The following is a 25,972-nucleotide window of genomic DNA, read 5'->3' on the forward strand; positions in this document are numbered from 1 at the left end:
CGGCCGTGCGATGAACCATGGGACCGCGGGGAGTCGTCCCTGTACAGGGGACCCGTCCCTGCCGAGGCAAGGAGCCGCTGCCGTGCCCGACGACGCAGCACTGATCCGCACACTGATCGAGAACTGGGCCGAGGCCGTGCACCGCGGCGACCTCGACGGCGTCCTCGCCGGCCACAGCGAGGACATCGTGATGTATGACGTCCCCCCGCCGCACGAGGGCATCCACGGCCTCGCCGCCTACCGCGCCAGCTGGCCGCCGTTCTTCCAGTGGCAGGCACAGGGCGCCTGCTTCGACATCGACACCCTCGACGTCACCGCCGGCCACGACGTCGCCTACGCGCACGCGCTGCTGCGCTGCGGGACCCCCGAGGAACTGGCCGAACGCCCCACCCTCCGGCTCCGGTTGACGCTCGGCCTGCGCAAGGAGAGCGGCCGCTGGCTGGTCGCCCACGAGCACCACTCCTTCCCGCACGACTAGACGCACGACCAGACGCACGACCGGACGATCTCTAGGCCATGTGGCGCGCACCACACCGTGGATGGTGCAGAGAGGGGAACGGATCCCGTATGACGCAGCTCGGTCTTCCCGAAGACATCCAGGCCTGTCTCTTCGACCTCGACGGGGTCGTGACACGGACGGCCGTCGTGCACGCGGCCGCCTGGAAGGAGACGTTCGACGCCTTCCTGCGCGAGCGGGACGGCGAGGACTTCCGCCCCTTCGACTCCGGCGCCGACTACGACGAATACGTCGACGGGCGACCACGCGCCGACGGCGTCCGCACCTTCCTCGCCTCCCGCGGCATCGAACTGCCTGAGGGGAGCCCGGACGATCCGCCGGACGCGGCGACGGTCAACGGCGTCGGCAACCGCAAGAACGCCCTGGTCCTGAAGAAGATCCGCACCGAGGGCGTCGAGGCCTACGACGACACCCTGCGCTACATCGAGGCGGTGCGCGCCCAGGGCCTGCACACCGCGATCGTCTCCTCCAGCGCCAACACCCGTGACGTGCTGCGCTCCATCAAGGCGGAACACCTCTTCGAGGTGCGGATCGACGGCGTGGTGGCCGCCGAGCGCGAACTGCCCGGCAAGCCGCACCCCGACACCTTCCTCGCGGCCGCCCAAGACCTCGGCGTCGAACCGTCCCGTGCGGCCGTCTTCGAGGACGCCCTCGCCGGCATGGACGCCGGGCGCTCGGGCCACTTCGGCTACGTCGTCGGCGTCGACCGCACAGGACAGACCGACGCGCTCTACGAGCACGGCGCGGACCGGGTCGTGAAGGACCTCTCCGAACTGGGAGGCCGCGCGTGATCACCCACAGGTCGTACTCCGTCGAACCGTGGACCGTGCGCGAGACCCGCCTCGATCTGGACGTCCTCGCACAGAGCGAGTCCGTCTTCGCGCTCTCCAACGGCCATGTCGGCTGGCGCGGCAACCTCGACGAGGGCGAGCCGCACGGCCTGCCCGGCTCCTATCTCAGCGGCGTGCACGAGGTGCATCCGCTGCCCTACGCGGAGGCCGGCTACGGCTACCCGGAGTCCGGCCAGACCGTCATCAACGTCACCAACGGCAAGGTGCTGCGGCTGCTCGTCGACGACGAGCCCTTCGACCTGCGCTACGGCCGCCTCGTCTCCCACGAGCGGGTCCTCGACCTGCGGCGCGGCGTGCTGGAGCGGACCTGCGAATGGACCTCGCCGGCCGGATCCACCGTCCGGGTGCGCTCCACCCGCATGGTCTCCCTCACCCAGCGGGCCATGGCCGCCATCGCCTACGAGGTGGAGGCCGTCGACAGCCGCACCCGCGTGGTCATCCAGTCGGAGCTGGTCGCCAACGAGAGCCTGCCCGGGCCGGACGGCGACCCGCGCGCCGCCAAGACACTGGAATCGCCGCTGGAGGCCGAGGAGGACGTCGCCGTCGGCCACCGGCTGCGCCTGGTGCACCGCACCAGACACAGCGGGCTGCGGGTGGCGGTGGCCGCCGACCACAACGTCACCGGCCCGCACCGGACCACGACCAGCAGCGAGAGCAACGTGGACGTGGCCCGGCTGACGGTCACCGCCGTGCTGGAACCCGGCGAACGGCTGCGCGTGGAGAAGCTCGTCGCCCACGGCTGGTCCGCCGTCCGCTCCCGGCCCGCGATGAGCGACCAGGTCGAGGCGGCCCTCGCGGCGGCCGGGCACAGCGGCTGGGACGGCCTCCTGGCTGACCAGCGGGCCTATCTCGACGACTTCTGGGCGCGCGCGGACGTCGAGGTCGAGGGCGACGAGGAGATCCAGCAGGCCGTCCGGTTCGCGCTCTTCCACGTCCTGCAGGCCGGTGCCCGCGCCGAGCAGCGCGCGATCGCCGCGAAGGGCCTGACCGGCTCCGGCTACGACGGCCACGCCTTCTGGGACACCGAGACCTTCGTCCTGCCCCTGCTCACCTACACCGCGCCCGACGCCGTGGCCGAGGCGCTGCGCTGGCGGCACAGCACGCTGCCCGCCGCCCGGGACCGCGCCGCCCAACTGGGCCTGGGCGGGGCGGCGTTCCCCTGGCGCACCATCGAGGGCTCGGAGGGCTCGGCGTACTGGCCGGCCGGCACCGCGGCCTTCCACGTCAACGCCGCCGTCGCCGACGCCGTCGTGCGCTACACGGCGGCCACCGGGGACGAACGCTTCGAGCGCGAGGCCGGGGTCGAACTGCTGGTGGAGACGGCCCGGCTGTGGCGGTCCCTCGGGCACCACGACCACCAGGGCGCCTTCCACATCGACGGCGTCACCGGCCCGGACGAGTACAGCGCGATCGCGGACGACAACACGTACACCAACCTCATGGCCCGGGTGAACCTGCGGGCCGCCGCCGACGCCTGCGAACGCCACCCGGACGAGGCGGCGCGGCTCGGTGTCGACGACGAGGAGAGCGCGGCCTGGCGGGACGCCGCCGAGGCGATGCACATCCCGTACAACAGCGAGCTCGGCGTGCACGAGCAGAACGCCGGCTTCACCCGCTACCAGCGCTGGGACTTCGCGGCCACCGGCCCGGACCACTACCCGCTGATGCTGCACTACCCGTACTTCGACCTCTACCGCAAGCAGGTCGTCAAACAGGCTGACCTGGTGCTGGCGATGTACACCTGCGGCAGCTACTTCGACGAGGAGCAGATCGCCCGCAACTTCGCCTACTACGAACCCCTCACCGTCCGGGACTCCTCGCTCTCGGCGTGCGTCCAGGCCGTCATCGCCGCCCAGACCGGCCATCTGCGCCTCGCCTACGACTACACGGCCGAGGCGGCGCTGATGGACCTGAAGGACCTGGAGCACAACACCCGCGACGGACTGCACATCGCCTCGCTCGCGGGCACCTGGATGGCGCTGGTCGCCGGCTTCGGCGGACTGCGCCGCGACGGCGCATCCCTGCGCTTCGCACCGCGCCTGCCCGAGAAGTTCAGCCGCCTCGCCTTCAGCCTCCAGGTCCTCGGCCGCCGGCTGCGGGTGGAGATCGGCCCGGACAAGGCCACCTACACCCTGCTGGCGGGAGCGCCGCTGACGATCAGCCACCACGGGGTCCCGCTGACCCTGCACGACGACAGCCCGGCCGTCCGCGCGGTCCCGCGGGCATCGGCCGGCCCGACGCCCGAGCAGCCGCCGCACCGACGCCCCAACGTCCGCTGACCGCCCCCTTCACGGCCGCGCGTTTCCCGCGGCCCCGCTTCAGGTAGGAGTCCGGATGTCGGTCCGGCACAAAGGGGGAGTGGCATGACGGAGCGGGAGACGGACGGTCGGCTGGGGGACGAGTTCTTCACGCCGGGAACCTCGTCGTTCACGGAGTTCCTGGCGGCGCACCGGCCCGAACTGCTGCCCACGCGCCGCCCCTTCCCCGACGGCGTGCGGGCCGAGGAGGGGCAATTCCCGCACGGCACCACCGTGCTCGCCCTCACCTACCGCGACGGCGTGATGATCGCGGGCGACCGCCGCGCCACCATGGGCAGCCTGATCGCCCAGCGCGACCTGGAGAAGGTGCACCCCGCCGACGACCACACGGCCGTGGCCTTCGCGGGCTCCGTCGGACTCGCGCTGGACATGGTGAAGCTGTACCAGGTCGAGCTGAAGCACTTCGAGAAGATCGAGGGCATCCCCATGACCCTCAACGCGAAGGCGAGGCGCCTCGCCGGCATGATCCGGCAGAACCTCGGCCAGGCCATGCAGGGTCTCGCCGTCGTCCCCCTCCTGACCGGCTACGACGCGTCCCGGCCGGACGGCGAGCAGGGCCGCATCTTCAGCTTCGACGTCGTCGGCGGCCTGTACGAGAAGGACGGCTTCCACGCCGAGGGCTCCGGGTCGCCGTACGCACGCGGCGCGCTGAAGAAGCTCTTCCACACGGGCATGGACCGGCGGGAGGCCGCCCTGACCGCCCTCCAGGCGCTCTACGACGCGGCCGACGACGACTCCGCGACCGGCGGCCCGGACCTCAACCGCCGTATCTTCCCCATCGTCTCCGTGATCACCGAGGAGGGCTTCGAGCGGCTGTCCGAGCCGGAGACAGAGGAGCTGACCCGGCAGATGGTGCAGCAGCGCCGCAGCAGTCCGGACGGACCGACCGCGGCCCCCTGAGCGCGTGCGCCGGGCAGGCCCGCCGTCCGTCAGTCGCGCACCTTCAGGTCCTTGCGCCACTTCACGATCTGCTGCTCCGGATCTCCCGAGTACGACCAGGGAGTCCGGGTGGCCCGACGCCCCAGCATCCGCAGCAGGGGCGCGGCGACGTCCGGCGCATCGGCGTTGCAGGCCGCGTGCGCAAGGTAGTTGAGGTCGCGCACCTCGCCGGGCGCGATGCCGTCGTGCGTGCGGCCCATGATCCAGCGCTGCCACGTCCGGCGTACGTCGCCGACGGCACCGTCATGGTCCCAGTGCTGCCCGAGACCCATCGCCGACCGGCTGCCCTGCGCCGCGTCGAGGGCATAGCGGTACTCCTCCACGCGCGCGTACTGCACCAGAACCGGCAGCGCACAGCCCGGAGGCGCCACCCCCGCCGCGTCACGGGCGAAGTCGTACATCAGGCCGTGTGTGCCGTGCCAGCGTGCCGAGTAGTAGTGCAGGATCTGCAGGTGGCCCTCCACGCTGTACGGATCGCGCCGGTGCAACTCGTCCCACCAGCGCGCCAGTTCCTGCCTGCGCACCCCCGAGGGGTACAGCCGGGCCACCGAGATCAGTGAGATCCAGGGCGTCGGGTCGTCCAGATACGCCTCTGTGGCCTGCAGGCACGCCGTCACGGCGGCGTCGATGCGCCGCTGGTCGATATGCATGCCTCGGCCCGCGGCGATGGCCAGGTTGAACGCCCGAGCCGTCTCCGTCGCAGCCCGCAGCACCAGCGCGTCCCCGCTGGTCGGTTCGGCGGCGAGCCACGACTCCACCGTCGAACTGCTCGCGCAGGCCTGCGCGAGCAGCCGGACGCGGTGACCGCGCGCGAGCCACTGCGCGCCGGTGACCCGCAGCAGGTCCCTGACGCCCTGCCAGCGGCCGATGACGATGTCGTGGCAGGCGTCGGTGAGGGCCGTGTCGCCGCAGTGCGGGTCGAAGTCGGGCGCGAATCGGTCTCTCGCCATGGGGCGGCCCCTCAGAAGTCGGTGGAGAGACCCTCGTGGACACGGGAGTTCGCGGACTGCCGGTCGTCGGGGACGTACGCCGTCTCGACGGCGCGGGAGGCGTCGAGGCGTGCGGGCCGGTAGTAGTCGCTGCCCTGCCGCCAGTACCAGAGCATCGGGACCAGGCCGACGGCCAGCCCGCCGATGCCGATCACGATCGCGGCCGGGTCCAGCTCGCTCAGCGACTCGACGAAGATCCAGAACATGAACCCGGCGCCGAACAGCGGCCACAGCCCGCCGAGCAGGAAGTCGGCGGGCGACTTCAGCAGCATCCTGCGGTACGCCACGACCACCGCGAGCCCCGCGAGGCCGTAGTACACGGCGATCTGCAGACCGATCGCCGAGATGGCGTCGGAGAGGATGTCGCCCACCGAACCAAGGGTGTTGGAGGCGATGAACATCGCCAGCGCCACCCCGCCCACCACCGTGATCGCCACCCACGGGGTGTTCCAGGTGCGGTGCACCCGGCCGAGCGCGGAGGGCATCGTACGGTCCCGTCCCATCGCGAACAGCGAGCGGGTGACCTGGAGGAGCGTGGTCTCCAGGGTGGCGATGGTCGACAGCATCACGGCCACGACGAGCAGCTTGCCGCCCCAGCCGGGCCAGATCTCCTCACCGAGCGCGCCAAGGACGTTCGCATCGTTCTCCTCGATCTGCCGCGAGGTCAGGATGACGTTCACCGCGATGGTGAACACCTCGAACAGCAGGAAGACGATGCCCACCCCGATCAGGCCCGCGAGTCCGGTCGTGCGACGGCTGTTGCGGGTCTCCTCACTGAGGTTGCTGGTGACGTCCCAGCCCCAGTAGTAGAAGGCGGCGACCAGCGCGCCCGACGCGAAGCCGGACATCCCGTGGAAGTGGCCGAAGCCCAGCCAGGACCACTCGAAGTCGGCGGCATGGTGGGTGTGGAAAAGGGCGAGCACCGCGAACAGCGCGAGAATCGTCAACTCGATGCCGGACATGAGCAATTGGGCGCGCACCGTGAGCCGGGCGCCGCCCAGCACGACGAGCAGCATGAGCACGAACCAGGCCGCGCCGACCACCGTCGCGAGCGCGGTGTCGTCCGCGAGGCCCTCGTCGAAGAGGGCGAGCGTCATCGCGCCGGCCGGCAGCGATCCCGCCACCATGAAGATGGTCGCCGAGATCACCAGCGCCCAGCCGCTGATGAACCCGAGAAAGGGATGGAGCGTACGGCCCACCCATGAGTAACTGGCGCCCGCGTTCACGTCGATACGGCCCAGATAGCTGAACGCGAGCGCGATGCCCAGCATGGGTATCGCGCAGTACAGCAGGGCCGCGGGGCCGGCCATGCCCACCGCGCCGACGAGCACGGCCGTGGTGGCGGCGATGGAGTAGGCCGGGGCGCTGCCCGCCACGGCCATCACCACGGTGTCGAACGTACCGAGGACATTGGCCTGCAGCCCTCTGCCCCTGATGTTGGTCATGTGCGCTGCTTTCCGTCCTGCACGACGCGGGGCGACCTGACCCCGACGACGTAGGGAGGGGTGGGGGGTGGTGAATCCGCCCCGGACGCAGGAGGGTTGGCCTTGCGTCAGGGGCGGAGGAAGACATGGTGGAGCGCGCTCGGCCGGTGCGTCGCCGGGCAGTCACAGCGTGTGTGCGAGTGATGATAGCCCCACGCTCTGTGCATTCAAGATTGACCAGGGGGTAATCTCCCGGGTCGCCGGGGGCGGGTGAGGTTGGACCCTGCGCAACGGGAAACGCGGACCGGGTACGGGTCGAACGGCGACCCGGCGCAGTGCGCGAAGGAGGCTGCCATGAGCAGCGAGGAAGGCCGCCCCGAAGCGATGGCGGACGACGTCCACCAGCCCACCGGGACCAACGAGGAGCAGGAGGACGCGGCGCCGCTCGACCTGCAGGACGCCCTCGGTGAACGCACCTACGACGACACCCTCGACGAGGGGTACTCCCCGCCGGAGAAGCCGCTCGGCGTCACCCGGCACGGCACGACGGCCGCCGAGCAGCAGGAGGGCGAGAGCCTCGACGAACGGCTCGCCGAGGAGGTCCCGGACGTGACGGCGCCGCCGGGTGACGGGACGGGCGACCTGCCCGGGGGCGAGGGCGAGCCCGTCGACCCCGAGGCGGGTGCCGACCGCGCGGGCCGGCTGGTCGCTCCGGACGAGGGCCTTCGTCCCGACACCACGAAGGAGTCCGTCGCCTCCGACGTGGGCATCGACGGCGGGGCCGCCGGCGCGGAGGAGGCGGCCGTCCATGTCGTCGAGGACGACGCGGAGTTGCCCGGCGCCGGACGGGACGGCTGAACCGGCCGTCCGGCGCCCGGCGTCAGTCCCCGATGTGGTCGATCTGCCGGAGCTTGTTCGTGGCGTCGAGGGCGGCGACCTTGTAGGACTCGGCCAGCGTCGGGTAGTTGAACACCGCGTCGACCAGATAGTCGACCGTGCCGCCGCAGCCCATCACGGTCTGGCCGATGTGGATCAGCTCGGTGGCGCCGGAGCCGAAGCAGTGCACCCCTAGCAGTGTGCGGTCCTCGGGGGAGACCAGCAGCTTCAACATGCCGTGGCTGTCACCGACGATCTGGCCGCGCGCGAGTTCCCGGTAGCGTGAGACGCCGACCTCGAACGGCACGCTGTCCTCGGTGAGTTGGTCCTCGGTGCGGCCGACGAAGCTGATCTCCGGGATGGTGTAGATGCCGATGGGCTGCAGGTTCTGCATCTGCCCGACCGGCTCGCCGCAGGCGTGATAGGCCGCAGCCCTGCCCTGCTCCATCGACGTCGCAGCCAGCGCGGGGAAGCCGATCACGTCACCGACCGCGTAGATGTGCGGCACCTCGGTGCGGTAGTTCTCGTCGACCTTGATCCGGCCGCGCCGGTCCGCGGTCAACCCGGCCTTGGCCAGGTCCAGTTCATCGGTCAGACCCTGCCGGCCCGCCGAGTACATCACGGCGTCGGCCGGTATCTTCTTGCCGCTCTCCAGGACGGTGAGCGTGCCGTTCTGATGACGCTCCACCGCGGCGACCGTCTCGCCGAAGCGGAACGTCACGGCGAGGTCCCGCAGGTGGTACTTGAGCGACTCGATGATCTCCACGTCGCACATGTCGAGCATTCCGGCCCGCCTCTCGACGACCGTCACCTTGCTGCCCAGCGCGGCGAACATGGAGGCGTACTCCATGCCGATCACCCCGGCGCCGACGATGACCATGGAGCGCGGGACGCGTTCGAGGGCCAGGACGTTGTCGGAGTCCATGATCGTACGGCCGTCGAACTCGACGCTGTCGGGCCGGGCCGGACGGGTGCCGGTCGCGATGACGACGTGCTCGGCGCTGAGCATGCGTTCCTGGCCGGTGACCTCGCGCAGCGCGACCGTGTGCGGGTCGACGAAGCGTCCGGTGCCGGCGAACAGGGAGACGTGGTTGCGGGAGAGCTGGCTGCGGATGACGTCGACCTCGCGGCTGACCACGTGCTGGGTACGCGCGGTCAGGTCGGCGACGGTGATGTCCTCCTTCAGCCGGTAGCTCTGCCCGTAGAGATCGCGCTGGGTGAGTCCGGTCAGATACAGCACCGCCTCGCGCAGGGTCTTGGAGGGGATGGTGCCGGTATGGATGGAGACCCCGCCGACCATGTCGGGGCGGTCGATGACGGCGACCCGGCGGCCGAGTTTGGCCGCGGCGATGGCGGCCTTCTGGCCACCCGGGCCGGATCCGATCACAAGCATGTCGAAGTCGCGCACCTGGGGAGTCTGTCAGCCCGAACCCCCTCTTCGAAAGGGCGAACGGGCAACGGCCGGGCAATGACCGACCGGATGTCCCGCTGATCGCCCGGGAGTTGAGCCTCCGGGCCGTCCAGTGTCCGGCGAGCGCTACGGCAGCAGCTTCTCGAGGGCCGCGGGGCCCTCCGCCTCCAGCTTGTGCCGGGCCCACTCGAGACTGCGCGGGGTGACGTCCCTGCCGGTGGCGAGGACGAGGTCCTCCGGCGACACATCGGTGCCGGTGCTGGTGTGGAGAAGGTCGTCCGGGGTGACGCGGTCCTCGGACGACCCGGACGCGTCGGACTGTGATGTCGGCATCTTGGCTCCTCGGGTCCGGAACGCTTCTGCTAACACCATTCAACGCCCCGGCGCGACCTGCATCCCGAACGGGAACCGGTCCGAGATGCCGGGACGTATCAGCGGGCGTCTAATGAGAGGCAACGACCGTCTCGACCGGCAGAGAAGACCCAAGCCATGTCAGCGACCCGCAATGAGGCGGAGGCATCGGGCACCGCGGCCGGAGGGGTGCTGCGAGGGCTCGGACGATGGTGCGCCCGCCACTTCGTGATCGTCATCGTCGCCTGGCTGATCGCCCTCGTGGCGCTGCAGGTCCTCAACAGGTCCTTCGGCGGCGACTATTCCGACAACTTCTCGCTCCCGGGCACGCAGTCGCAGCAGGGGCTCGACGTGCTGAAGAAGCACGACCCCGCGGCGGGCGGCTACAGCAGCCAGATCGTCCTGCACGACGGACAGAAGTCGCTGACCGGCTTCGGCTCGCAGATGTCCACCGCGGTGAGCGACCTGCAGAAGCTGCCGCACGTCCTGTCCGCGCAGAACCCGCTGTCCGCACCCGCCTCGAAAATCGGCCCCCTCTCCTCCGACGGGAAGACCGCGTACGTCGCCGTGCGCTTCGACGTCCAGCCCTCGACCCTGGGCGACGACTACCTGAACGGTGTCGACAAGGCTGTGCAGCCGCTGCGCTCGGCCGGCGCGACGGTCGAGTACGGCGGGCCGCTGGGCGAGCTGGCCCGGCCCGCCGCCGACGACCGCGTGAGCGAACTCATCGGCTTCGGGGTCGCCATCGTCGTCCTGCTCGTCGGCTTCGGCAGTGTGATCGCCGCCGGACTGCCGCTGCTGACCGCGCTGCTGAGCGCGATCGGCGGCCTCGCGATCCTCGGGCTGCTCGCCTCGGCCTTCACCTTCGCCACCGTCTCGCCGACCCTGGCCACGATGATCGGCCTCGGCGTCGGCATCGACTACGCGCTGTTCCTGATCACTCGGCACCGGCAGAACCTCATGAACGGCGCCGACCCGGTGCACTCCGCGGGCCACGCCACCGCCACCAGCGGACGGGCGGTCCTCGTCTCCGGCACCACGGTCATCATCGCGCTGGCGGGCCTGTACGCGTCCGGCGTCAGCTTCATCGGCAAACTGGGCCTGGCCGCGGCGGTCACCGTGGTCTCGGCGGTACTCGGCGCGCTCACCCTGGTCCCGGCCCTGCTCGGGCTGATCGGCCGGCACATCGACCGCTTCCGGGTGCGCAGGCCCGTCGCCGAGACCGACGCCGAACCGGGCGCCACTCCCCACGGCACCTGGCACCGCTACGCCCTGCGCGTCGAGCGCAGGCCCTGGCAGTTCCTGGCGGCCGGGGTCGCGGCCGTGATCGTCCTGGCCATCCCGGTGTTCTCCATCCAGCTCGGCCACATCGGCGACGGCGCCGACCCCACGTCCTTCACCGACCGGCGCGCCTACGACCTGATGACCAACGCCTTCGGCCCCGGCTCCAACGGCCCCCTCACCGTGGTGATCGACCAGAGCAAGGTGTCCTCCTCGCAGCGCTCGGACCTGTCCTCCCAGGCGCAGAAGACCCTCAACTCCGTGGCCGGCGCCTCCACCGTCACCTCGCTGACCCCCACCAAGGACGGGGACGTCCTGATCGGCACGGTCTACTCCGAGCAGTCCCCGCAGAGCGCCACCACCACGGACCTGACCAACCGCCTGGTCCACCACACCCTCCCGGACGCGGTCTCCGGCACGGACGCCAAGGGCTATGTGACCGGCACGACGGCGGCCCAGGTCGACTTCCGCGACATCGTGGCGAGCCGGCTGCCGCTGATCATCGGCGTCGTGGTCGCGCTGGCCTTCCTGATCATCCTCGCCGTCTTCCGCGGCCTGCTCGTCGCCGTGAAGGCCGCCGTCCTCAACGTCCTGTCGATCGCGGCCTCCTACGGGGTCGTCGTGGCCGTCTTCCAGTGGGGCTGGGGCGGCCCCGGCCTCGGTGTCGCGGGCAAGGTGCCCATCGAGAGCTATGTGCCGATGATGATGTTCGCCATCATCTTCGGCCTGAGCATGGACTACGAGATCTTCCTGCTCTCCCGCGTCCACGAGGCGTGGCTGCGCACCGGAGACGCCAAGGCCTCGGTCGCCCATGCCCTGGAGATCACGGCACGGGTCATCACCTGCGCGGCACTGATCATGGTGAGCGTCTTCGCCGCGTTCATCCTCAGCGACAACATCGTGGTCAAGATGCTCGGCCTGGGCCTCGCGGTGAGCGTGCTGATCGACGCGACCGTGGTGCGTCTGCTGATGGTGCCCGCCGTGATGACCCTGCTGGGCCGGCACGCCTGGTGGACGCCGCGGTGGCTCGACCGGGTGCTGCCGCACATCGACGCCGAGGGCGAGAACGAGCAGGGCGCCGCCGACAACGTCAGCGAGCGTCCGGTGACGCGGGCGTGAGGACGAGCATCGTCACGTCGTCGACGACGGCGGGGCAGTACCGTACGAGATCCGCCCAGACCCGGTCGGCGAGCACGGCCGGGTCGGTGTCGGCCAATGCGGCCAGGCGGTCGGTCAGCGGATAGAAGGTGCCGACGGCGTCCCGCCCCTCGCTCACCCCGTCCGAGGCCAGGAACAGACTGTGGCCGGGCTCCAGCCGCAGGGTGAGCGCGGCGGGCGGGCCGCTCGCGGGCAGGCCGAGCCCGAGCGGCGTCCACGCGGTGAGCTCGATCTCGGTGGCCTGCCGCCCGCGCAGCAGCAGCGGCGCCGGATGCCCGCAGGACACCAGCCGCACCGAGCGCGCGTCCCTGGAGAACTCCAGCAGGACGGCCGTCGCGAACAGTTCGGCGTAACGCGAGGACGCCGAGTCCGCCACCAGCCTGCGATCCAGCCGGGCGGCCACCGACTCCAGGTCCGGCTGGTCGAGCACCGCCTCCCGGAACGCGCCCAGCAGCGAGGCCACCGTCGCGATCGCCGACAGACCGTGTCCCTGCACATCGCCGAGCACGGCCCGCACGCCGTACGGCCCCTCACGGACGTCGAAGAAGTCGCCGCCCACCAGCGTCCCCCGCTCGGCCGCCCGGTACAGACCGGCGCAGCGCACCGCGCCGACCCGCTCCGGCAGCGGCGGCAGCACGGCGCGCTGCGCGGCCTCGGCCACCGTGCGCTCCAGGTCCAACTGGGCGTCGCGGCGGCTGCGGACGTAGGACACGAAGACGCTCAGCACGGCCACGAAGACGACGGTCAGCAGGTCGGTGTTGCCGGGGCGGTTGAGCTGGAACGCCGGCACCATGAGCACGGTGATCACGGCACCGCCGAGGATCGCGGTCGACCACGGGCTGTACGACAGCACCGCCAGCGGCGGGATCGCGCCCAGCAGGAAGCCGATGTCGAGGGGGCTGGGGCTCACCAGCGCCGCCACGCACACGCCCGCGATCAGCAGCACCGGCAGGATCTTCACCCACCACGGCGGCGGCGCGCCCCGCAGCCAGCCACGCCGGGTGTGGTCGCGGCGCGCCGGCAGTACGGGCACGTTTCGCACACCACCACGCTCCTACGCCGCAACGGGTCCCGCATGCCGGACGCCCCCGGCGAGCGCCCCGACCCGTCACCCGGCCGCGGGAACGCGGTCAGCGCGTGCCGCGCTCCAGCAGGGCCTCCGCCTCCACGAGGATCTCCGTGACGCGCAGCGCGAAGGACGCGTCGCAGGGGTGCGGGCGTCCGGTGCGGGCGGCGGAGATCAGCGCGTCGGCGGCGTGCAGGAGTGCGGTGACCGCTCCCTCGTCGCTGTCCGGGAGCACGGACACGCCCTTCTCGCCCCGCAGTTCGACGGCGTTCCCGGCCGCCGCGGCCGGGGCCGACAGGCTGAGGGTGACGGTGCTCGACGCGCCACCGGCATGGTCGAGGACCAGATGGACGGTGTCGCCGGGGCCCGGCGCGGCGGCCGTCACCCGCCGGACGTCACCGAGGACGGGCAGCAGCATCGACAGCGCGTGCGGCCCCACGTCCCACAGCGCGCCCTTCTCCTGCCGCCAAGGCGAATCGGCGAACGGGCTGTCGCTGTCGCCGGCGAACAACGACCCCAGCCACTGCGCGCGTGCCGTGAACCAGCCCCCGGCCTCGGCCTGCGCGCTGATCCACGCCGCGGTTCGGGCCGTGAAGCGGCTGGTGAAGAAGACCACCGAGGCGACACCGGCCTCCCGCACGGCGTCGGCCACCGCCCGCCCCTGCTCCACGGTCGTCGCGAGGGGCTTGTCCAGCAGCAGATGGCGTCCGGCGCGTGCCGCACGCACCGCGAGGTCCGCCTGCACGGCGGGCGGCAGGGCCACGGCGACCGCGTCCACGTCGGCCAGCAGTGCGTCGACGTCGTCGTAGGCACGTGTGCCGTGCCGGTCGGCGAGCTCCTTGGCGGCCTCGGGGCGGCGGCCCCAGACCCCGGCGAAGTCCAGTGAGGTGTGCTCGCTCAGGGCGGGCGCGTGTGCCATCCCCGCCCAGGGGCCGGTGCCGAGCAGTCCGATGCGCATGCCGCCGCCTCTCCCGCAGAGCCGTCCGAGGTGACGGCCGGTCGTCAGCGAGCCTCGCACACCGGCCGGCGGGTCACGCAAGCCGGATCGGGCATTGCGCGATTCAGTGGCGCGGGTGCTGAATGCGTTCTCATTCCTCTATTGGACCTTTGGCACACGGGCGAGTGACGCTGGAGGGCGTTGGTCACGCTGGAAGGCGTTCGCTGCTCGCCGTGCGCCCCGTGCGGCGGGTCGAACGGCATTCGGTCCCGCGACGCCGAGAGAGGTCAAACCCCCATGCAGAACCGTCGTATCGGTGACGTCGAAGTCAGCGCGATCGGCCTGGGCGGGATGCCCATGTCGATCGAGGGACGCCCGGACGAGGCACGCTCCCTCGCCACGATCCACGCCGCCCTCGACGCCGGCGTCACGCTGATCGACACCGCGGACGCCTATCACCGGGACGCCCACGAAGTCGGCCACAACGAGACCCTGATCGCCAAGGCTCTCGCTTCCCACGACCGCGGCAAGGATGTCCTGGTCGCCACCAAGGGCGGCCATCTGCGTCCCGGCGACGGCAGCTGGACCCTCGACGGCAGCCCCCGGTATCTCAAGGAGGCCTGCGAGGCGTCCCTGCGGCGGCTCGGTGTGGAGGCCATCGGGCTCTACCAGTTCCACCGCCCCGACCCGAAGGTGCCCTACGCCGAGTCCGTCGGCGCGATCCGCGACCTGCTCGACGAGGGCAAGATCCGCATGGCGGGCATCTCCAACGCCGACCCGGACCGGATCAAGGAGGCGAACGAGATCCTCGGCGGCCGGCTGGTCTCCGTGCAGAACCAGTTCTCCCCGGCCTTCCGCTCCAGCGAGCCCGAGCTCGACCTGTGCGACGAACTCGGCATCGCCTTCCTGCCCTGGAGCCCGCTCGGCGGTATCTCCCGCGCCGGTGAACTCGGCTCCGCCTTCGCGCCGTTCGCACGGATCGCCGAGGCCCACGGAGTCAGCCCGCAGCGTGTGTGCCTGGCCTGGATGCTCGCCAAGTCGCCCGTGGTGGTGCCCATTCCGGGTGCCAGCCGCCCGGAGACCATCCGTGACTCCCTCGCCGCCACGGAACTCGAACTCACCGCCGAGGACCTCGCACAGCTCGACGCCGTCTGACACGGCGCGGGCTCAAGCGGCGCTGCTGCGTCGCGTGGGGTGCGGGCACCCGGTGTCGTGCCGGGTGCCCAGACTCGTCCACCAGCGTTCGCAGCACGCGCCCTCCAGCTCCGTGCGCACGACGTCGTCGGCGGCCGGCCGTACCGGACGCCGCGGTGCGGCGGCTGCCCTGCGCAGGTCGCGGACCAGCGTCTCCCGGACAACCGCGATGACCGGAACCAGACTCGCCGCGGCGAACAGGCAGGCGGCCCACCGGGGACCGTGCAGGAACTCGAGGAACGTGGTCGAGACGAGCCCGCCGCTGGTGGTGAGGTAGAGGGCGCACAGGAGGCGGCCGGAGCGAGTCATGGGCTTCACCGTTCGTGCTGGGAGGGTTACCCTCTGCTCAACGCCTCGCGGCGCGCCGGGAATCGGGTCGAGCGACGGTATTTCGTCAATTGAGGTCCCGAGGTGCGGAAGATGTGATTGGTCCGGCCGTGGCCGGGAACACGAGGCGGAAACCGAGAGAGGGGCGCTTCGTGCTCGTTCCGGACCCGAAGGTCGTCAGAACGTTGCTCACCAGATACGCGTCACTGCGCATCGCGCAGGCGGAGCGGGAGAAGCCACAGGCGGCGCGGGAGCTGGCGGAGGTCTGCCGCGCACTGTGCGCCGTGATGGGAGCCGCGAGCGTCGAGGAGGCGATCGTGAAGGCCGACGCGCTGCTGATCGCCTCGTGGCGCACGGCGGGCGGGGGAGCGGGCCTGTCGCTCGCCGTGTGACATCCCTTTCGTGAGGGCGCGGGGCCCGGACCGACGACCTCAGGCACGTGCGACCGGGACGCGCTCCTTACCGTGGAACGCGGAGCGGTACGCCTGCGGCGTGGTGCCGACCACCCGCCGGAACCGCTCGCGAAACGCCGTCGGTGACCCGAACCCCGCCTGCTGCGCGATCCGTTCGATCGGGCGGTCGCTGTTCTCCAGCAGATACTGGGCCCGGCGCACCCGTGCCCGCAGCAGCCACTGCAGCGGAGTCGTCCCCGTCTGTTCGCGGAACCGCCGGCTGAAGGTGCGCTCGCTCATCCCCGAGCGCCCCGCCAGCATGCCCAGGGTGATCTCGCCCGCGAGGTTGTCCTCGATCCACTCCAGGACCGGTTCGAGCGTCGAGCCGCGCGGCACGGGCGGCTGCTCGTGCACGATGAACTGGGCCTGCCCGCCCTCGCGTTCGAGGGGCATCACGGAGAGGCGGGCGGCGTCCGCGGCGACGGCCGACCCCAGGTCGCCGCGGATCATGTGCAGGCACAGGTCCATGGCGGCGGCGGCGCCCGCCGAGGTGAGGATCTGCCCGTTGTCGACGTACAGCACGTCGGGCTCCACCTCGATGTCCGGGTAGCGGCGGGCCAGTTCACCGGCGGCCACCCAGTGCGTGGTGGCGCGCAGACCGTCCAGCAGCCCGGCCTCGGCCAGCACGAACGCCCCGGCACACACCGACGCGATGCGGGCACCGGCCTCGGCCGCCTTGCGCAGCGCGGCCAGCGCACCGGGTGAGAACTCCTCGACGAGCTGCGAGCAGCCCGGGACGACGACGGTGTCGGCGTCCTCGAGCGCCTCCAGGCCGTGGGCGACACGGAGTTCGAAACCCTCCGTGCGTACGTCCGGCGACTCGGCGCACAGCCGCACCCGGTACGGGCGGCGCCCGTCGGGCAGCCGCGTACGGCCGAACACCTCCATCGGGGCCGCCATGTCGAACGGCACCACATGGTCCATGACCAGAATCGCCACCGTGTGCATGAGAGCAACGATAGGCGGGTTCCCGCCAGGGCGCTGACCTGGGACGGCGCGATGCACGGCATACCGGTGGGTTGGCGAGAATCCGTTGGGATCTGTCATTTCCGCCCCTGTGCGATCACTTCGAAGATCCCTAGCGTGAGCCGCGCACCGCTGATCGCACCCTTGGAAGGCTCCCGATGACGAAGGTCCTGCTCATCCTCCACGTCCTGGCCGCCATCGTGGCCGTAGGACCCGTCACGGTCGCCGCGAGCATGGTGCCGCCGGCGGTGCGGCGGGCCGGCTCCGACGCGACGGCGGTGGGCACGGTCCGCCTGCTGCACCGCATCTGCCGGATCTACTCCGGCATCGGCATCGCGGTACCCGCCTTCGGGTTCGCCACCGCCGGGGCCATGGGCGTCCTGGGCAGCGGCTGGCTGATCGCGTCCATCATCCTGACCACGGCCGCCGCCGGCCTGCTGATCGCCTTCGTCCTGCCCCGCCAGGAGGAACTGCTCGGACAACTGGACGCGCAGCAGTCCGTCGAACGGTCGAGCACCGTTCAACTGTCCATGTTCACCGGCCTGTTCAACCTGCTGTGGGCGACCGTCACGGTGCTGATGATCGTGCGGCCGGGTTCGACGACGGGGGCCTGAGTGTGCCGTCGTCAAGCGCACCCGGGGAATTCACATCCCGGACCTCCGGGGCGTTTACACTCGACAGCCGTGCCCATGCGCATGGGCCGCCACACGAAAGGCATGTCGGGTGTTCCAGGATTCCCCCATCTACGACCGACTCGTCGCCGAGCGCGGCGACGTCCCCACCCAGGCGCGACGGGAGGCCGAGCGGGTGAGCCGGGAACTGGAGTACGCCATGCGGTCGCTGCAGTCCTTCCAGGCCGCACCGTCCCCCGACCACCGGCGGGGGCACGCGGGGGCGGGATGGCAGCGCACCGCACTGCTGCCCGGCTCGCTTCCCGCCTGACGCCGGGCCTGACCGACCGCACCTGAACGGGCCTCACCTGACGCGGTCTCGCCTGACCTGGTCTCGCCTGACCGGGCCTCAACACGCCGTGCGGTTGGCGCCGTTGACGTCGGCGTGTGTCTGCTCCGTCGCGCCCGGGCGGGCCAGCCACTGCGCGACGGTCCGGGCGATCGGCTGGCCCGTCTCCACCTCGACGAAGCCGAACTGCCCGGCCTGATTGCACTCCAGGAACCACCAGGTCCCGTCGGCGTCCTCGGCGAAGTCGAAGGCGCCGTAGGCCAGTTCGGCATCACGGAGATAGCGGCGGACGGCGTCGGCGATGCGCGGCGGTACGTCCGTCGGGCGCCACGGTATGTCGGACGACGCGAAGCGGACGTCCACGGCGCCCGGGTCGTCGGGGTCCGCGTCGGCGTCGACCTCCTTGCGGGCCGCCAGCAGTTCGTCGCCGACCGCGGTCAGCCGTATGTCGGCCTTCTTCCCGACCCTGCGCTGCAGCAGCGTGGGCCCGTACGCCACGGCGGAGAAGTCCGTGCCGGGCGCAACTCGGCTGGTCGGCACGGCTCGTGGCGGATCCTGCGGGTGTGCGCCGGAGACCGGCTTGACCACCAGATCGGGGAAGCGGTCGGCGAACTCGCGGGCCGCCTGCGGAAACGTGGTGATGAGGGTGGCAGGGACCGGCAGTCCGCAGCGCTGGGCGTGCCGCAGCTGCCAAGGCTTGTGGCGGGCCCGGTGGGCCGCGTCGGGGTGGTTCATCCAGCGGGCGTCGCAGCCGCGCAGCATGCCGAAGAGCGCCTGGGAGGACTCCTCGCTCAACCAGGCGGAGGGCTCCGCGACGTGTGCGGCGGCCTGCCCGGGCCTGCGCACCCACACCGACCGCAGCCCGGAGATGCTCACCAGACGTCCGGCGGACTGGAGATGCCCGCGAAAGGCGCCGTGCACGAACTCGCCCGACAGCGCGACACCGCCGGGGAGGTCGGCGGGGTCCAGGCGGACGACCGGGACCCCGGTTGCGTTCAGGTGCACGACCACCATGTCGGCGGTCACGTCCTCTTCAGAGGTGAGGATCAGGACGGTCATGGTCGGCTGTGATGCGTTCAGTCGTCGAAGTGTGTCTTGGACCCCGCGGTGGACGTCGTGGTGCCCAGCTCTCTGAGCAGGGCGTGGTCACCCGCGGCGACCCGGCCGTCCATGAGCACGTTCAACTGCAGCCCGGGGTCGTAGACATACGGAGTCGTAGCCTCCAACTTCACCGCCGGACGTGCGTAGTTGAGCGCGAACGGTTGCATGGTCTCTCCCTCGTCAGTGCTGCGCGACCGAGCGCCCCACCCGCTACGGCGCGGCCCGGCCCGCCGACTGCCTTGCCCTTCCAGTCAGTTATACGAATCGAACGAGTGATTGGTTTCCTTACTCTCCGTAATCACAGGGAAGATTCGTGACGATTCGGCCCGCTGAGGGAGGTGTGCATCGTGCGCAGAGCGAGAAGGAGGACGCCGACATCGTCCAGATAGATCGGATCGGGCAACAGGTCAGTCGGCAGGAAAAAGTAAAGGACAGCGCCCCAAAACACCCACCGCGGACCGGCCGGGAGCCCCGCGCGCCGCAGATCGCGCCGGGCCCGCAGCAGCCTGGTGAACAGGACGACGGCTGTGGCGAGGATGAGGAGGGCGGCGATGGAAAGTGTGATGACGATCACCGTCGTGGACGGTTTCACGGGACCTCCTCGTCGGGCGGGGCGAGCGGGCGCTCTCCTTGCGGATTCCCGCATCCGGCGTTCGTAGAGCCCGCCTTCATACCTGTGGCCCACCCGGGTGGCACGGGTCAGGGGCTGCCCCTAGTAATGGCACTGCACTGCAACGTCGTGACCAGCGTCGAAGGACGCGGGGCCTGGCGTACCTTTTCGTCTCTTCCATGGAGGAGAGTCATGAGCATCCGCTCGTCATCATCCACGTCCAACGACCCCTCCATAGCCGCCACGCTGGACGACCCCGTCAGCGCTCTGGTGCACGCAGCGGTCGCCGACCGTCCGCTGGAGGAGGTCGCCAACCTGATCACGATGCTGGAGGAGTCCCCCCAGTACGCCCAGGCCACCGTCGACGCCCTGCGCGCGGTCGGCACGGACCGCTCGGTGGAGGACATCACCCGTCTGGTCACCCTGCTGACCCGTCCACCGCGCGACGCGGCCAGTGCCGACGAAGCCATCCGCGCGGCGGCGGAGCACCGACCGGTGGCGGAAGTGACCCAGCTGATGGCGCTGCTGCACCGGACGCAGACGGAGCGCCACTTCGGACAGGAGGCGGCCCGGGCCGCCGCACTGGCCCGGCCCGTCGAGGAACTCGTCGAACTCATAGGCAGACTGAGCGAGGAGCGCGAGGAGCGCGAGGCGCTCGCCGCCCTGCCGGAGACGGAGCCGGCGGCACCGCCGCACGGTCTGACCGAGTGGGGTCCCGGCGCCTTCCCGCCGCCCGTTCCCCAGGCCCCGCCCGCCCTCCCCGCCGCCGAGACGGCCCACCGGCCGCCCCGAGTGCCGAAGAACCCGTCCGAGCGCCTGTCGTGGCCGGGCCTGGTGGCGGCAGGCACGCTCCTGCTCTGCGCGATGCTGTGGTTCCCGATGTACCAGGAGGGCGAGCCCGTCGCGCTCTACGTCTCCTCGGTCGCGGTGTCGGCCCTGTGCGCGCTGCTGGCCGTGGTGGTGACCCTGCGGCCCGTCCCGCCCGCTCTCGCCCTCGCCATGCTGGTGTCGGGCGTGCTCGCGGCGGCCCAGTTGTACCAGGGCCGGTTCCACTCGGCGTGGCTCTCGCGGGCGCTCGACCTGACGCTCGCGCCGAGCTGGGTCGCGGGTCTGGCCGCCGTGACGGCGGCCCTGGCGGCGCTGACGGCCTTCGTCGTACGCCTCGCCTCGAACCCGCCGGCCGAGAACGCACCGACGCGCCGGCCCCTGGCGACGGCGGGCCGACCGGAGTAGGGGACCAGCGGAGCAGGCGACCAGTGGTGTCCGGGCGGCCGTGGGGTCGCCCGGACATCCGTGCCTCAGCTCCCGGGTGACTCGGACCGGTCGTCGGGCCCGGGCGCGGGCGCGGGCTCAGGCGCGGGCGCGCGGCCGGTGGAGGCCGGTGGGCGCAGCGCCTTCGCCGAGTCCTTCAGGCGGCCGAAGGTGCGTGTGAGCTGCTGGAAGGGGGAGCCGGCCGGCGCGGGGGCGGGTGGCGGGGGTGGTGCAGGGGCGGGAGCCTCGGCGCCGGACTCGCGGTAGGCGGTGAGCGCCTCGTGGGCGCGCTCGGCCGCCTCGCGATACAGGTCACGCGACTTCGTCATCGCCTCCAGCGCCTCGGAGTACATCGCCACCAGGCGGCGTTCGTGGTCGAGTTCCTCCTCCAGCGTCATCAGCTGCCAGTCGTCCCGCAGCGCGCGTACGGCCGCCTCCCCGCCGTCCGGGAGCAGCGGGGGCAGGGCGGCGAAACGGGACAGGGCGTCGACGAGGTCCGCGGGTCGCGAGCCGTCGAGAAAGACGGTGCGCACGGAGTACTCGTCCGCGGCGAAACCCTCCGGCGCGGGGTCCGGCGGCAGCAGTACGGCGCCGCCGCGTGGCACCTGCACCTTGAACGGGCGCAGGGCGCGGTTGACGATGCGCAGCTGCTCGGGTGCGGCCCGGTGTTCCAGCACCCGGTGGCGCAGGCTCGGCGGCAGCAGCGGGCCGAGCGGGCGGCTGCCCTTCTCGTCGGGCGTCATCGCCTCGTGCACCACGATGTTGATGTACCAGCCGCCGCGCACACAGCTCTTCAGCAGGCGCCGGATGTCCTTGTCCTCGGTGGGCAGGTGATTGACCTCCCGCACCCGCAGCCCCGTTTCCGGCTCGTGGTCCCAGAGGCCGGCCGGGTCGTCGGGCCAGAACATGGTGACGGGCGACGGCCACTCCTGGTTCCAGGAGCGCTCGGCCTCGGCGGCCAGCACCCAGTCGTGGCCGCCCTGCGGGGCGGGGGTGAGCGTCAGCCGGGCCCGCACCGTCACCGTCCCGGCGGCCTTCCAGCGCGCCTCGAAGATCCGCGAGGGGCCGTACTCGCCGCCCGCCGGTCCTGACTCCTCGGCGGGCGGGGGCAGCTCGCGCTGGTCGTCGAGGACCGTGCGCTCCTTGAGCCGCTGCAGATTCGTACGTACGACGTCCTCGGCGTCGCTGCCGGTATGGCGGCCCCGGGCGAGCCACAGTGTGGGGGACGGGGCCGGTCGGACGCTGGTGGAAATGCGCATGGGTCCATCTGAAGGCGGGGGCACGTGCGTACACCAGTATCGTCCGGGCGAGTCGGCGCGGATCACACGGGGTCCGCACACGGGATGTGCGCGGCGCACACGGGGTGCGAGCGATCCACTCCAGGACATGACAGTTCACGCGTGTTCCCCCGTACGGCGGGCCCGCCACAATGGCGGCCGCGAACAGGACCCGCCCACCATCCGCTTCGGGGCGGGGCCTGTTCGCGCCACACCGAGGCGGTGCCGGAGTCCGGCCGGCACCGCCCCTCGCCGACCGGATCGCTCAGCGTCGGGCGCGTCACCCGTGGAACGTGATGTACCCGTTCCCGTCGCGGTCGTTGGACGCCTTGGTGTACGCGTGCGAGTCGGCGTGCGCGCCGGAGGACTTGTAGAGGTAGATCGAGTCCTTGTCGTTGTTCCAGATGAAGTTGCAGTTGTTGCGGTAGGCGACGTTCTTGGCGTCGGACTCGGTGCCGCGGCCGCCGCGGAGCTTCACGTAGTCGCCGGGCTGCAGGTAGTGGGTGTGGCTGAACGTGAAGTGGTTGCCGACCTTGTCCTTGACCACGTAGCCCTTGAGGTTCACGGTCGTGTGGGCCGAGTAGTTCTTGATCGTCAGGTACTCGTTCTTCGTGTTCCCGGTCGAGCAGCTGTTGGAGTCTCTGCCGGGTGCGTCGTACTGGACGCCCCTGATCTTCAGTGCCGAGGAGTACTCGGTGGCGTGGGCCGGGACGGCGGCCAGTACGGCCAGGGCACCCGCTGCCGCGGTCGCGGCGACAACACGTATACGCATGTAAATCTTCCCCCCAATGTGGATTTTCGGTGAAGAACGTGGAGACTATACGACTGGGTCGTATGGGGGGGTGGACTTCCTCGAAATGGCTGCGCGGCAGGGGTGTTTTGTGCTGAGGGGCCGTCAGACCCAGATGTCCGCGTCCCATTCCAGCAGTCGTACGAGAGCGTCCTCGCCGGGCCGCGAAGGGGCCGCGCCCCGGCCTGCGGGGGACGTGGGGCGCACGCCGCGGGAGATGTTGCCGCTGACGGTGATGTTGTGCTCCACGCGCGGGCGGCGCAGCTCCTCGTAGCGGGTGAGCGCGGAGCCGGTGTCTGGGGCGTCGCGCAGGCACTTGGCGAGGATCACCGCGTCCTCCAGGGCCATCGACGCGCCCTGTCCGGTGGCGGGCGAGGCCGCGTGCGCGGCGTCCCCGACGAGCAGGACGCGCCCGGACCGCCACGGCGTGCCGGTGGGGAGCTCGGTGGCGTTGGTGACCAGGACGTCCTCGCCGGTCGCGGCGACGATGTCCGCGGCGGGGGTGGCGTCCTCGCGCAGCAGCGGGAGCAGCATCGCGCGCCGGCCGGCCGGGGTGCCCTGGGCGAGCTGTTCGGCGGACAGCGGGTCGCCGGACACACGCGCGAACCAGTACGCCTCCCCGTCCGGCGACACCGCCACGCCGAAGGCGGCACCGCTGCCGCGGATCATGGTGATGCACGCGTCCCCGTCCGGCACGGGGGCAGCGTCGGTGCGGCCGTAGAAGACGAACTGGCCGGCGTACAGCGGCTGTACGGCGTCGAGGGCGGTGCGTCGGACGGTGGAGCCGAGGCCGTCGGCGCCGATCAGCAGGTCGCCGGTGGCGGTGCTGCCGTCGGCGAAGAGCGCGGTGACGCCGTCGGTGTCCTGGCGGACGTCGGTCAGCCGGGCACCGTGGCGCACGGCGATGCCCCGGCGTGCCGCCTCCGCCTGCAGGCCCGAACTGAGGTCGCCGCGGCGCAGGCAGCGGTACCGCAGCAGGGGATCGTCCGCCTCGCCGATGGGGGTGTGGGCCAGCTCCGCGCCTCTGGCGTCGAGGACGCGCATCGACGTCAGCGGGAAGCCCAGCGCGGTGACGACGGCGGAGGCGTCGAGCTGCGCGAGCGCGCGCATGCCGTTGCTCGCGAGCGTGAGGAAGGCGCCCAGGTCCTCGGCCGAGTCCGGATGGGCCTCGTGCACCTCGACGTCGAGTCCCGCCCTGTGCAGTGCGAGAGCCGTCGCCGAACCGGCGATTCCGCCTCCGATGACCAGTACGCGAGCCACACCCACCCCGTTCGTCTCCGTACGGCCCCCGTGGTCGTACCCGCACCTGTGCAAACGCCCAGGGGGCAGCGCGGGTTCCGCGCTGCCCCCATGATCCGGTCGATCCGGCCCGTGATCAGGCGCCGCTCGCGCGGAGCATGTCCTCGCGCTCGACGATCTTCACGCGCTCGCGCCCCTGGGGCTCGCCGAGGGCCTTCTCCGCGGCGTCCAGCTCGTACCAGCCCTGCCAGGTGGTGAAGCGGATGTTCCGCTCGCCCAGGAACGCCTCCACGGCCTCGGGCTGCGGCGCGGTGGGAGTGTGCAGGCGGCCGCTCGCGTGGTCGGCCAGCAGGTTGGCCACGGTCTCGTTGGCGTCGCCCTTGGTGTGGCCGATCAGGCCCACCGGGCCGCGCCGGATCCAGCCGGTGACGTAGGTGGACTGCAGGTGCTCGCCGGACTCCTGGATGACCCGGCCGCCCGCGTCCGGGACGGTGCCCGTCTCGATGTCCCAGGGCAGCTTGGGGAGTTTGTCGGAGAGGTAGCCGACCGCGCGGTAGACCGCGGTGACGTCCCAGTCCTTGAACTCGCCGGTGCCCTTGACGTTGCCGGTGCCGTCCAGGGCGGTGCGCTCGGTGCGCAGGCCGACGACCCTGCCGTCCTCGCCGAGGACCTCGGTGGGCGACTCGAAGAAGTGCAGGAACAGCTTGTGCGGGCGGTCGCCGACGTCGCGGATCGCCCAGTTCTCCAGCGTCTTGGCGACCATGTCGGCCTGCTTGTTGCCGCGCCGCGTCTCGATCGAACCGGCGTCGTAGTCGATGTCCTCGGGGTCGACAATGACCTCGATGTTGGGGGAGTGGTCCAGCTCCCGCAGCTCCATCGAGGAGAACTTCGCCTGCGCCGGGCCGCGGCGGCCGAACACATGGATCTCCAGCGCCTTGTTGGCCTTCAGGCCCTCGTACACGTTCGGCGGGATCTCGGTCGGCAGCAGCTCGTCGCCCGTCTTGGCGAGGATGCGGGCCACGTCCAGGGCGACGTTGCCGACGCCGAGCACCGCGACCTTCTCCGCCTCCAGCGGCCAGGTGCGCGGCACGTCCGGGTGGCCGTCGTACCAGGACACGAAGTCGGCCGCGCCGTAGGAGCCGTCGAGGTCGATGCCGGGGATGCGCAGCTCGCGGTCGGCGGTCGCGCCCGTGGAGAAGATCACGGCGTCGTAGAACGCCCGCAGGTCGTCCAGGCTGATGTCGTTCGGGTAGTCGACGTTGCCGAAGAGGCGGATCTGCGGCTTGTCGAGCACCTGGTGCAGGGCGGTGACGATGCCCTTGATGCGCGGGTGGTCGGGGGCTACGCCGTAGCGGATCAGCCCGAACGGCGCGGGCATGCGCTCGAAGATGTCGATGGACACACCGGGGTCGGCGGCCACGTCGGACTTGAGCAACGCGTCGGCGGCGTATATCCCGGCGGGGCCGGCTCCGACGATGGCTACCCGCAGGGGGCGGGGCATGATCAGGTTCCCTTCGAGCGGCAAAAAGATCGACTCGAACAGGAAGCCTAAACTAAGGCAAGCCTAAGTCGGTACGCGGGTCCCGGTTATGAGGCCATAAGTCAACTTTATGAGCTGAGGATGGAACTCGACTGCGGGCATCGGCCAACAACAGTCGACCATGCCCGCGACCCGAAGGACATCCAT

The 25,972-nt window shown here is 71.3% G+C and carries 26 protein-coding genes; 11 read left to right on the plus strand and 15 right to left on the minus strand.

The features are described 5' to 3' along the window. Nucleotides 1–82 precede the first annotated feature (82 nt). The 4 genes from JYK17_RS31260 (at nt 83) to prcB (ending at nt 4,586) form a co-directional block, all read left to right on the plus strand. Complete coding sequence (locus JYK17_RS31260) at nt 83–478, plus strand: YybH family protein (RefSeq protein WP_222811677.1); 396 nt, start codon at nt 83–85, stop codon at nt 476–478. An 89-nt stretch (nt 479–567) separates the two neighbouring features. Next, nucleotides 568–1,308 carry a beta-phosphoglucomutase family hydrolase gene (locus JYK17_RS31265; protein ID WP_222811678.1) on the plus strand — a complete coding sequence of 247 codons (741 nt, stop codon included), beginning with the start codon at nt 568–570 and terminating at the stop codon, nt 1,306–1,308. Next, nucleotides 1,305–3,647, plus strand: coding sequence for a glycoside hydrolase family 65 protein (locus JYK17_RS31270; protein WP_108015906.1), 2,343 nt, complete (start codon nt 1,305–1,307; stop codon nt 3,645–3,647). The genes JYK17_RS31265 and JYK17_RS31270 overlap by 4 nt, the downstream gene beginning before the upstream one ends. Nucleotides 3,648–3,731: 84 nt before the next feature. Then, entirely contained in the window at nt 3,732–4,586 is an 855-nt protein-coding gene (gene prcB, locus JYK17_RS31275; RefSeq protein WP_222811679.1) for a proteasome subunit beta, read from the plus strand. Between the two features lie 29 nt (nt 4,587–4,615). Here the strand turns inward: prcB and JYK17_RS31280 are convergent, their stop codons facing one another. Together JYK17_RS31280 and JYK17_RS31285 are read right to left on the minus strand one after the other, a co-directional pair. Beyond that, nucleotides 4,616–5,575: a hypothetical protein gene (locus JYK17_RS31280; protein ID WP_128801044.1), complete on the minus strand. Its 960-nt coding sequence runs from the start codon at nt 5,573–5,575 to the stop codon at nt 4,616–4,618. An 11-nt stretch (nt 5,576–5,586) separates the two neighbouring features. After that, nucleotides 5,587–7,059, minus strand: a complete 1,473-nt coding sequence (locus JYK17_RS31285; RefSeq protein WP_222811680.1) for an APC family permease — start codon at nt 7,057–7,059, stop codon at nt 5,587–5,589. Between the two features lie 333 nt (nt 7,060–7,392). Between JYK17_RS31285 and JYK17_RS31290 the strand changes: the two genes are divergently transcribed. Continuing rightward, nucleotides 7,393–7,896: a DUF5709 domain-containing protein gene (locus JYK17_RS31290; protein WP_164932110.1), complete on the plus strand. Its 504-nt coding sequence runs from the start codon at nt 7,393–7,395 to the stop codon at nt 7,894–7,896. 22 nt (nt 7,897–7,918) lie between these two features. Here the strand turns inward: JYK17_RS31290 and sthA are convergent, their stop codons facing one another. Continuing rightward, the gene (gene sthA, locus JYK17_RS31295; protein WP_108015902.1) at nt 7,919–9,322 is read right to left on the minus strand and encodes a Si-specific NAD(P)(+) transhydrogenase; all 1,404 of its coding nucleotides are present in this window, start codon (nt 9,320–9,322) and stop codon (nt 7,919–7,921) included. A 129-nt stretch (nt 9,323–9,451) separates the two neighbouring features. After that, nucleotides 9,452–9,658 carry a hypothetical protein gene (locus JYK17_RS31300; protein ID WP_108015901.1) on the minus strand — a complete coding sequence of 69 codons (207 nt, stop codon included), beginning with the start codon at nt 9,656–9,658 and terminating at the stop codon, nt 9,452–9,454. A gap of 156 nt (nt 9,659–9,814) precedes the next feature. Here JYK17_RS31300 and JYK17_RS31305 point away from each other — a divergent pair, with 156 nt between their 5' ends. Continuing rightward, nucleotides 9,815–12,076 carry an MMPL family transporter gene (locus tag JYK17_RS31305; protein WP_222811681.1) on the plus strand — a complete coding sequence of 754 codons (2,262 nt, stop codon included), beginning with the start codon at nt 9,815–9,817 and terminating at the stop codon, nt 12,074–12,076. Here JYK17_RS31305 and JYK17_RS31310 read toward each other — a convergent pair. Further along, on the minus strand, nt 12,048–13,157 hold the full coding sequence (locus JYK17_RS31310) for a PP2C family protein-serine/threonine phosphatase (RefSeq protein ID WP_222811682.1): 1,110 nt from the start codon (nt 13,155–13,157) through the stop codon (nt 12,048–12,050). The two genes, JYK17_RS31305 and JYK17_RS31310, sit on opposite strands and share 29 nt — an antisense overlap. An 88-nt stretch (nt 13,158–13,245) precedes the next feature. Beyond that, nucleotides 13,246–14,139 (minus strand): Gfo/Idh/MocA family protein, encoded by an 894-nt coding sequence (locus JYK17_RS31315; RefSeq protein WP_222811683.1) that lies wholly within the window; start codon nt 14,137–14,139, stop codon nt 13,246–13,248. A gap of 276 nt (nt 14,140–14,415) precedes the next feature. Here JYK17_RS31315 and JYK17_RS31320 point away from each other — a divergent pair, with 276 nt between their 5' ends. Next, nucleotides 14,416–15,273 (plus strand): aldo/keto reductase, encoded by an 858-nt coding sequence (locus JYK17_RS31320; protein ID WP_108015897.1) that lies wholly within the window; start codon nt 14,416–14,418, stop codon nt 15,271–15,273. A gap of 12 nt (nt 15,274–15,285) precedes the next feature. Here JYK17_RS31320 and JYK17_RS31325 read toward each other — a convergent pair whose 3' ends face one another. Next, nucleotides 15,286–15,621, minus strand: a complete 336-nt coding sequence (locus tag JYK17_RS31325) for a hypothetical protein (protein ID WP_108015896.1) — start codon at nt 15,619–15,621, stop codon at nt 15,286–15,288. 170 nt (nt 15,622–15,791) lie between these two features. On the opposite strand from JYK17_RS31325, the gene JYK17_RS31330 reads away from it, so the two are divergent. After that, nucleotides 15,792–16,031 (plus strand): DUF5133 domain-containing protein, encoded by a 240-nt coding sequence (locus JYK17_RS31330; RefSeq protein ID WP_108015895.1) that lies wholly within the window; start codon nt 15,792–15,794, stop codon nt 16,029–16,031. Between the two features lie 39 nt (nt 16,032–16,070). Here JYK17_RS31330 and JYK17_RS31335 read toward each other — a convergent pair whose 3' ends face one another. Next, nucleotides 16,071–17,039, minus strand: coding sequence for a GlxA family transcriptional regulator (locus tag JYK17_RS31335; RefSeq protein ID WP_108015894.1), 969 nt, complete (start codon nt 17,037–17,039; stop codon nt 16,071–16,073). 176 nt (nt 17,040–17,215) lie between these two features. Between JYK17_RS31335 and JYK17_RS31340 the strand changes: the two genes are divergently transcribed. Further along, the gene (locus JYK17_RS31340) at nt 17,216–17,671 is read left to right on the plus strand and encodes a hypothetical protein (protein ID WP_108015893.1); all 456 of its coding nucleotides are present in this window, start codon (nt 17,216–17,218) and stop codon (nt 17,669–17,671) included. Nucleotides 17,672–17,780: 109 nt separating this feature from the next. Next, the gene (locus JYK17_RS31345) at nt 17,781–17,999 is read left to right on the plus strand and encodes a hypothetical protein (protein ID WP_108015892.1); all 219 of its coding nucleotides are present in this window, start codon (nt 17,781–17,783) and stop codon (nt 17,997–17,999) included. 78 nt (nt 18,000–18,077) lie between these two features. Here JYK17_RS31345 and tgmB read toward each other — a convergent pair whose 3' ends face one another. The 3 genes from tgmB to JYK17_RS31360 all read right to left on the minus strand — a co-directional run bounded on the left by tgmB (nt 18,078) and on the right by JYK17_RS31360 (nt 19,710). Next, nucleotides 18,078–19,076 carry an ATP-grasp ribosomal peptide maturase gene (tgmB, locus tag JYK17_RS31350; protein WP_108015891.1) on the minus strand — a complete coding sequence of 333 codons (999 nt, stop codon included), beginning with the start codon at nt 19,074–19,076 and terminating at the stop codon, nt 18,078–18,080. A 17-nt stretch (nt 19,077–19,093) separates the two neighbouring features. Continuing rightward, the gene (gene tgmA, locus JYK17_RS31355) at nt 19,094–19,285 is read right to left on the minus strand and encodes a putative ATP-grasp-modified RiPP (RefSeq protein WP_016430618.1); all 192 of its coding nucleotides are present in this window, start codon (nt 19,283–19,285) and stop codon (nt 19,094–19,096) included. Nucleotides 19,286–19,416: 131 nt separating this feature from the next. Beyond that, complete coding sequence (locus tag JYK17_RS31360) at nt 19,417–19,710, minus strand: DUF1232 domain-containing protein (RefSeq protein ID WP_128801041.1); 294 nt, start codon at nt 19,708–19,710, stop codon at nt 19,417–19,419. A gap of 210 nt (nt 19,711–19,920) precedes the next feature. Here JYK17_RS31360 and JYK17_RS31365 point away from each other — a divergent pair, with 210 nt between their 5' ends. Continuing rightward, the gene (locus JYK17_RS31365) at nt 19,921–20,961 is read left to right on the plus strand and encodes a hypothetical protein (protein WP_222811684.1); all 1,041 of its coding nucleotides are present in this window, start codon (nt 19,921–19,923) and stop codon (nt 20,959–20,961) included. Between the two features lie 65 nt (nt 20,962–21,026). On the opposite strand, the gene JYK17_RS31370 is transcribed toward JYK17_RS31365, so the two are convergent. From JYK17_RS31370 to JYK17_RS31385, 4 genes are all read right to left on the minus strand, one after another. Next, on the minus strand, nt 21,027–22,238 hold the full coding sequence (locus JYK17_RS31370) for a hypothetical protein (protein ID WP_222811685.1): 1,212 nt from the start codon (nt 22,236–22,238) through the stop codon (nt 21,027–21,029). Between the two features lie 298 nt (nt 22,239–22,536). Further along, nucleotides 22,537–23,028 (minus strand): lamin tail domain-containing protein, encoded by a 492-nt coding sequence (locus JYK17_RS31375; protein WP_128801038.1) that lies wholly within the window; start codon nt 23,026–23,028, stop codon nt 22,537–22,539. 123 nt (nt 23,029–23,151) lie between these two features. Beyond that, nucleotides 23,152–24,306, minus strand: coding sequence for an FAD-dependent oxidoreductase (locus JYK17_RS31380; RefSeq protein ID WP_222811686.1), 1,155 nt, complete (start codon nt 24,304–24,306; stop codon nt 23,152–23,154). Between the two features lie 115 nt (nt 24,307–24,421). Beyond that, a complete protein-coding gene (locus JYK17_RS31385) occupies nt 24,422–25,786 on the minus strand; it encodes an FAD-dependent oxidoreductase (RefSeq protein ID WP_222811687.1) in 1,365 nt (454 codons plus the stop codon). Nucleotides 25,787–25,972: the final 186 nt, after the last annotated feature.

Origin of the sequence: Streptomyces plumbidurans, from assembly GCF_019857225.1 — a bacterium.
Taxonomy (GTDB): Bacteria; Actinomycetota; Actinomycetes; order Streptomycetales; family Streptomycetaceae; genus Streptomyces; species Streptomyces plumbidurans.

What these genes read in the sequence shown, in the direction of transcription:
- JYK17_RS31265 (WP_222811678.1), top strand. Translation starts at nt 568, where the DNA reads ATGACGCAGCTCGGTCTTCCCGAAGACATCCAGGCCTGTCTCTTCGAC.
- prcB (WP_222811679.1), top strand. Translation starts at nt 3,732, where the DNA reads ATGACGGAGCGGGAGACGGACGGTCGGCTGGGGGACGAGTTCTTCACG.
- JYK17_RS31280 (WP_128801044.1), bottom strand. Translation starts at nt 5,575, where the DNA reads ATGGCGAGAGACCGATTCGCGCCCGACTTCGACCCGCACTGCGGCGAC.
- JYK17_RS31285 (WP_222811680.1), bottom strand. Translation starts at nt 7,059, where the DNA reads ATGACCAACATCAGGGGCAGAGGGCTGCAGGCCAATGTCCTCGGTACG.
- JYK17_RS31290 (WP_164932110.1), top strand. Translation starts at nt 7,393, where the DNA reads ATGAGCAGCGAGGAAGGCCGCCCCGAAGCGATGGCGGACGACGTCCAC.
- JYK17_RS31300 (WP_108015901.1), bottom strand. Translation starts at nt 9,658, where the DNA reads ATGCCGACATCACAGTCCGACGCGTCCGGGTCGTCCGAGGACCGCGTC.
- JYK17_RS31305 (WP_222811681.1), top strand. Translation starts at nt 9,815, where the DNA reads ATGTCAGCGACCCGCAATGAGGCGGAGGCATCGGGCACCGCGGCCGGA.
- JYK17_RS31315 (WP_222811683.1), bottom strand. Translation starts at nt 14,139, where the DNA reads ATGCGCATCGGACTGCTCGGCACCGGCCCCTGGGCGGGGATGGCACAC.
- JYK17_RS31320 (WP_108015897.1), top strand. Translation starts at nt 14,416, where the DNA reads ATGCAGAACCGTCGTATCGGTGACGTCGAAGTCAGCGCGATCGGCCTG.
- JYK17_RS31325 (WP_108015896.1), bottom strand. Translation starts at nt 15,621, where the DNA reads ATGACTCGCTCCGGCCGCCTCCTGTGCGCCCTCTACCTCACCACCAGC.
- JYK17_RS31335 (WP_108015894.1), bottom strand. Translation starts at nt 17,039, where the DNA reads ATGCACACGGTGGCGATTCTGGTCATGGACCATGTGGTGCCGTTCGAC.
- JYK17_RS31340 (WP_108015893.1), top strand. Translation starts at nt 17,216, where the DNA reads ATGACGAAGGTCCTGCTCATCCTCCACGTCCTGGCCGCCATCGTGGCC.
- tgmB (WP_108015891.1), bottom strand. Translation starts at nt 19,076, where the DNA reads ATGACCGTCCTGATCCTCACCTCTGAAGAGGACGTGACCGCCGACATG.
- tgmA (WP_016430618.1), bottom strand. Translation starts at nt 19,285, where the DNA reads ATGCAACCGTTCGCGCTCAACTACGCACGTCCGGCGGTGAAGTTGGAG.
- JYK17_RS31365 (WP_222811684.1), top strand. Translation starts at nt 19,921, where the DNA reads ATGAGCATCCGCTCGTCATCATCCACGTCCAACGACCCCTCCATAGCC.
- JYK17_RS31370 (WP_222811685.1), bottom strand. Translation starts at nt 22,238, where the DNA reads ATGCGCATTTCCACCAGCGTCCGACCGGCCCCGTCCCCCACACTGTGG.
- JYK17_RS31375 (WP_128801038.1), bottom strand. Translation starts at nt 23,028, where the DNA reads ATGCGTATACGTGTTGTCGCCGCGACCGCGGCAGCGGGTGCCCTGGCC.
- JYK17_RS31385 (WP_222811687.1), bottom strand. Translation starts at nt 25,786, where the DNA reads ATGCCCCGCCCCCTGCGGGTAGCCATCGTCGGAGCCGGCCCCGCCGGG.